We start from the raw sequence: 4,350 nt of genomic DNA on the forward strand, positions 1-4,350 counted from the left end.
GCCGGCCCTGATGCACGCGCAGCGCGCTGCGGTGCGACAGCAACTCGGCCGCGTGGGCCGACACGTGCTGCACCGTGCCCGTGGCATTGACCAGCAGCATGGCCTCGCCGAAGGCCTCGAAGGCCGCTTCGGCCGTGGCGAGCCAGCCTTCGGCGTATTCGCGGCGACGCGCGAGCGCCGACTGCAGTGCGTGGGTGAAATGGCGCACCCGCTCGGAATCGAGATGGCTGCGCGTGCGCTGCAGCGGCCGGCTACGCTGAAGGGTCAGGCCGCCGCGGCGATGCGGGCCGTCCTCGATCTGGTAGCTGAGCATCTGGCGCATGCCGTAGCGCAGCATGTAGTCGGCGTAGTAGGCATTGCCCGACAGGTCGCCCGCGTCGAAGAACTCCGCCGTGTCGAGCCAGGTGCCGGGCGCCGCGCCGAGGGCCTTCGGCGTGATGATGTCCTGCTGGACGTAGTGCTCGCGGTAGACGCGCTCCGCCTCGGGGTCGACGTTCCATTGCTGGGCCGACAGCAGTTGGCCGCCGGCATCGACCATGATGAAGGTCGCGCTCTCGCCGCCGATCAGGCCGCACGCGCCTTCGAGCACGCCGAGCCAGGGTGGCTCGGGGTCGGTCAGATGATGTACCGCGTCGAGCGCGCGACGCAGCACGGGGTCCTCCAGCATGGCAATGCTCCCTCGGCCCGTCGTGATTTATGGGCACACCATAACCGGGAGGGAGCGGCCGTCAATCATGGAAACCGGTGGTTGCGCCCGCTTTCAGCGGGGCGCATCGACCGGCCGCGGCGCGCGAGCTACTGCGAGATCTTCCGGCCCTCTTCGACCTGGTGCTCGAAATAGCGCTGGAAGCTGAACACGATGCTGGCCATGAGGATGGTGCTGCCAAAGAACAGCGCGAGCACCACCGCGCCGATGGTGGCCCAGCTCGTGCGGCCGGGTTCGGCGTCGAGCGCGGCGCCGGCGTTGTAGCGCGCGTTCCACTTCTCGGGCGTCATCAGGCCGTAGACGATGGCCGTGAGCGCGCAGCCGGCGATGGTGAAACCGAGGAAGGGGATCAGCACCCAGCTCCAGCCGTCGTCCACGCCGTACATGCGCACGCGCTCGACGCCGTAGAGGCCGAGCGCGGTCGGGATCGGCAGCAGCCAGCCGAGCCAGTCGCCGAGTCCGCGCAGGTAGAAGCGGTGCAGGCCCAGCGGGCCGCCGAGGAAGGCCAGCCAGGCCGTGGTCGTCTTGCTTTTCATGCGGTGCTCGATCCTTGTTTCGTTGCTTCGTTCATTCGGGATGGGTGCTGCTGCCTTCGCCGATGGTCTTTTCCATCAGCACGACGTCGCGCCACTGGCCGAACTTCCAGCCGCAGTCCTTGAGCACGCCGACCTGGGTGAAGCCCTGGCCGCGGTGCACGCCGATCGAGCCGGCATTGGCCGAGTCGCCGATCACCGCGATCAGCTTGCGCACGCCGGCGGCCTCGGCCGCCTCGGACAGGGCGGCCAGCAGCCGAGCGCCCAGGCCCTGGCCGCGCGCGGCCTCGGCCAGGTAGATCGAGTCCTCGGCCGAGTAGCGGTAGGCCGGACGCGGCTTGAACCAGTTGCAGTAGGCGAAGCCGAGCAGCTCGCCGTCGCGCTCGGCGACCAGGTAGGGCAGCCCCTTGCCCAGCACGTCGGCACGCCGGCTGGCCATCTCGGTGGGCGAGGGCGGCTCGGTCTCGAAGGTGCCGGTGCCGTGCAGCACGTGGTGCGCGTAGATGGCGGCGATCGCCGGAATGTCGTCTTCGCGGCTGGGGCGGATCGTTGTCATGAGGGGAAATTGGGGAGGCGAAATGGCCGTAAATGGGCCCGAAACTGGCCAGTGCAGGCAGGAATTCTCGGCCGGAACGCGGCGCGGGCTATAATCGCAGGCTTTTCAGCGTGTCGCTGGCCGGGTGGCCATGTCGCGTGTCTCGACGCTGGAAGAACATCGTGAGCAGGTTTTCATCTTCAAACACGAAGGCCTGCGACCCACCCAAGGATAAATCATGGTCGTCATTCGACTCTCCCGTGGCGGTGCCAAAGGCCGTCCGTTCTTCAATATCGTCGTGTCGGACAAGCGCGTTCGCCGCGATGGTCGCTTCATCGAGCGCCTGGGTTTCTACAACCCGACCGCCAAGGAAAACGAAGAAAGCATCCGCATCGCTCAGGACCGCCTGACCTACTGGAAGAGCGTCGGCGCCCAGCCGTCGCCCACCGTCGCGCGCCTGATCCGTCAAGCCGCCGCTGCCGCTCCCAAGGCTGCTGCCTAAGCAGCGCGGCCACCGGCGATGCTGCCCGCGCTCGAAGCCGCCGAATTGCCGGCGGATGCGATCGAAGTAGGACGCATCGCCGATGCCTGGGGCATCAAGGGCTGGTTCAAGGTCCTGCCCCACAGCGCCCAGCCCGAGGCGCTTTTTTCTTCCAAGCGCTGGTTCCTGCAGGCCCCCGGGGCTTCGGCGACCACCGCCTTCCGGCTCGCGATCAGCGAAGCCAAGGAACACTCCGACTGCATCGTCGCCTCGTCGCGTGACGTGCCCGACCGCAATGCGGCCGAGGCGCTGCGTGGCGCGCGGGTGTTCGTGCCACGCTCGAGCTTTCCGAGCACCGGCGACGACGAGTACTACTGGGTCGACCTGATCGGCCTCGAGGTCGTCAATCGCGAAGGCATCGTGCTCGGCACGGTGCGCGAGCTGCTCGCCTCCGGCCCGCAGACCACGCTGGTGATCGCGGCCGAGCAGGACGGCAAGGCCATCGAGCGCATGGTGCCCTTCGTCTCCGCCTTCGTCGACGGCGTCGACCTCGCGTGCCGGCGCATCACGGTCGACTGGCAGCCCGACTACTGACCCCGGCCCCGCCGCCGCGGTCCGCGCGCATGCGCTTCGACATCCTCACGCTGTTTCCCGAACTGTTCGCGCCCTTCATGGCCAGCGGCGTGACGCGCCGTGCCTACGAATCGAAGCAGGTCGAGGTGGTGCTGTGGAATCCGCGCGACTACGCGCCCGGCAACTACAAGCGCGTGGACGACCGCCCGTTCGGCGGCGGCCCCGGCATGGTGATGATGGCCGAGCCGCTGTCGGCCTGCCTGGCCGCGGCGCAGGCCGCGCGCGGTACGCCGGCCCCGGTGGTGCTGTTCTCGCCGATCGGCGAGGCCCTGCGCCACGAGGCGGTCGAGCGCTGGTCGGCCAGCGAGGGCGCGGTGCTGGTCTGCGGCCGCTACGAAGGCATCGACCAGCGCTTCATCGACGCCCATGTCACGCACCAGGTCAGCCTGGGCGACTTCGTGCTGTCGGGCGGCGAGATCCCCGCGATGGCACTGCTCGACGCGGTGGCGCGGCTGCAGCCCGGCGTGCTCGGCGACGTGGCCAGCCATGTGCAGGACAGCTTCAATCCCGCGCTCGACGGCCTGCTCGACTGCCCGCACTACACGCGGCCCGAGCAGTGGAACGGGCATGGCGTGCCGGCGCCGCTGATGTCGGGCCACCATGCGCAGATCGAGCGCTGGCGCCGCGACCAGCGGCTGGCGATCACCGCCCGGGAACGCCCCGAATTGATAGACGCGGCCCGCTCTGCCGGCCGCCTGAACGCCGCCGATGAGGCGGTGCTCAAAAAAAAGCTATAATCGCGGGCTCCCCGATCCTCTGGCCGGCCGCGTCCGGTGCAGGCGTCTACTCTTCATAGAGCCCCAGACCCCTGCCAACGACGCCTTTTGTGCAGCGCGGACACGATCGATTTCAGGAAATCATGAACCTCATCCAGACCCTCGAGCAGGAAGAAATTTCCCGTCTCGGCAAGACCATCCCCGATTTCATGCCCGGTGACACGGTCATCGTCAGCGTGAACGTCGTCGAAGGCACCCGCAAGCGCGTGCAGGCCTACGAAGGCGTGGTGATCGCCAAGCGCAACCGTGGCCTCAACAGCGGCTTCACCGTGCGCAAGATCTCCAGCGGCGAAGGCGTGGAACGTACCTTCCAGACCTACAGCCCGCTGATCGCCAACATCGAAGTCAAGCGCCGCGGCGACGTGCGCCGCGCCAAGCTGTACTACCTGCGCGATCGCAGCGGCCGTTCGGCTCGCATCAAGGAAAAGCTGCCGGGCAAGTCGTCGGGCGCCGCGGCCGCGTAAGCTGCCTGCAGGCTTGCCTGTTGCGAAAAAGCCGCCGCTCTGGCGGCTTTTTGCGTTCTGGCCTCCGTTTTCCTTCCGTCCATCCACCCTTCGCCTCACGATCGATCACTTGACCGCCTCCAGCGCCGCCCCGTCCATGTCCTCCGCCACCTCCGAACCCGTCAATGCCGTCGTGCCCACGATGCTGCCGCCATTCGACCCGCGCAAGGTCCCGGTGGTGGG

The 4,350-nt window shown here is 68.1% G+C and carries 6 protein-coding genes and 1 pseudogene; 4 read left to right on the plus strand and 3 right to left on the minus strand.

Annotated elements, in window-relative coordinates; translation table 11 throughout:
* The 3 genes and pseudogenes from AC27VN_RS34170 to AC27VN_RS34180 all read right to left on the minus strand — a co-directional run.
* Window positions 1–667 (minus strand): annotated as a pseudogene (locus AC27VN_RS34170) (helix-turn-helix transcriptional regulator); the annotation flags it as partial.
* A gap of 128 nt (window positions 668–795) precedes the next feature.
* Window positions 796–1,242 (minus strand): TM2 domain-containing protein, encoded by a 447-nt coding sequence (locus AC27VN_RS34175; protein ID WP_093348893.1) that lies wholly within the window; start codon window positions 1,240–1,242, stop codon window positions 796–798.
* A 31-nt stretch (window positions 1,243–1,273) separates the two neighbouring features.
* Complete coding sequence (locus AC27VN_RS34180; protein WP_296781572.1) at window positions 1,274–1,795, minus strand: GNAT family N-acetyltransferase; 522 nt, start codon at window positions 1,793–1,795, stop codon at window positions 1,274–1,276.
* Between the two features lie 217 nt (window positions 1,796–2,012).
* Between AC27VN_RS34180 and rpsP the strand changes: the two genes are divergently transcribed.
* The 4 genes from rpsP (at window position 2,013) to rplS (ending at window position 4,128) form a co-directional block, all read left to right on the plus strand.
* Window positions 2,013–2,276, plus strand: coding sequence for a 30S ribosomal protein S16 (gene rpsP, locus AC27VN_RS34185; protein ID WP_057590647.1), 264 nt, complete (start codon window positions 2,013–2,015; stop codon window positions 2,274–2,276).
* 18 nt (window positions 2,277–2,294) lie between these two features.
* Entirely contained in the window at window positions 2,295–2,849 is a 555-nt protein-coding gene (gene rimM / locus AC27VN_RS34190; protein WP_490879455.1) for a ribosome maturation factor RimM, read from the plus strand.
* Between the two features lie 29 nt (window positions 2,850–2,878).
* A complete protein-coding gene (gene trmD / locus AC27VN_RS34195) occupies window positions 2,879–3,625 on the plus strand; it encodes a tRNA (guanosine(37)-N1)-methyltransferase TrmD (RefSeq protein WP_490879456.1) in 747 nt (248 codons plus the stop codon).
* A 122-nt stretch (window positions 3,626–3,747) separates the two neighbouring features.
* Entirely contained in the window at window positions 3,748–4,128 is a 381-nt protein-coding gene (gene rplS, locus AC27VN_RS34200) for a 50S ribosomal protein L19 (RefSeq protein ID WP_093348904.1), read from the plus strand.
* Window positions 4,129–4,350 lie beyond the last annotated feature (222 nt).

It is taken from the genome of Variovorax sp. 20P10.2.4, assembly GCF_058244205.1.

Coding starts and splice junctions, on each gene's coding strand:
- AC27VN_RS34175 (WP_093348893.1), bottom strand. CDS start 1,242: ATGAAAAGCAAGACGACCACGGCCTGGCTGGCCTTCCTCGGCGGCCCG.
- AC27VN_RS34180 (WP_296781572.1), bottom strand. CDS start 1,795: ATGACAACGATCCGCCCCAGCCGCGAAGACGACATTCCGGCGATCGCC.
- rpsP (WP_057590647.1), top strand. CDS start 2,013: ATGGTCGTCATTCGACTCTCCCGTGGCGGTGCCAAAGGCCGTCCGTTC.
- rimM (WP_490879455.1), top strand. CDS start 2,295: ATGCTGCCCGCGCTCGAAGCCGCCGAATTGCCGGCGGATGCGATCGAA.
- trmD (WP_490879456.1), top strand. CDS start 2,879: ATGCGCTTCGACATCCTCACGCTGTTTCCCGAACTGTTCGCGCCCTTC.
- rplS (WP_093348904.1), top strand. CDS start 3,748: ATGAACCTCATCCAGACCCTCGAGCAGGAAGAAATTTCCCGTCTCGGC.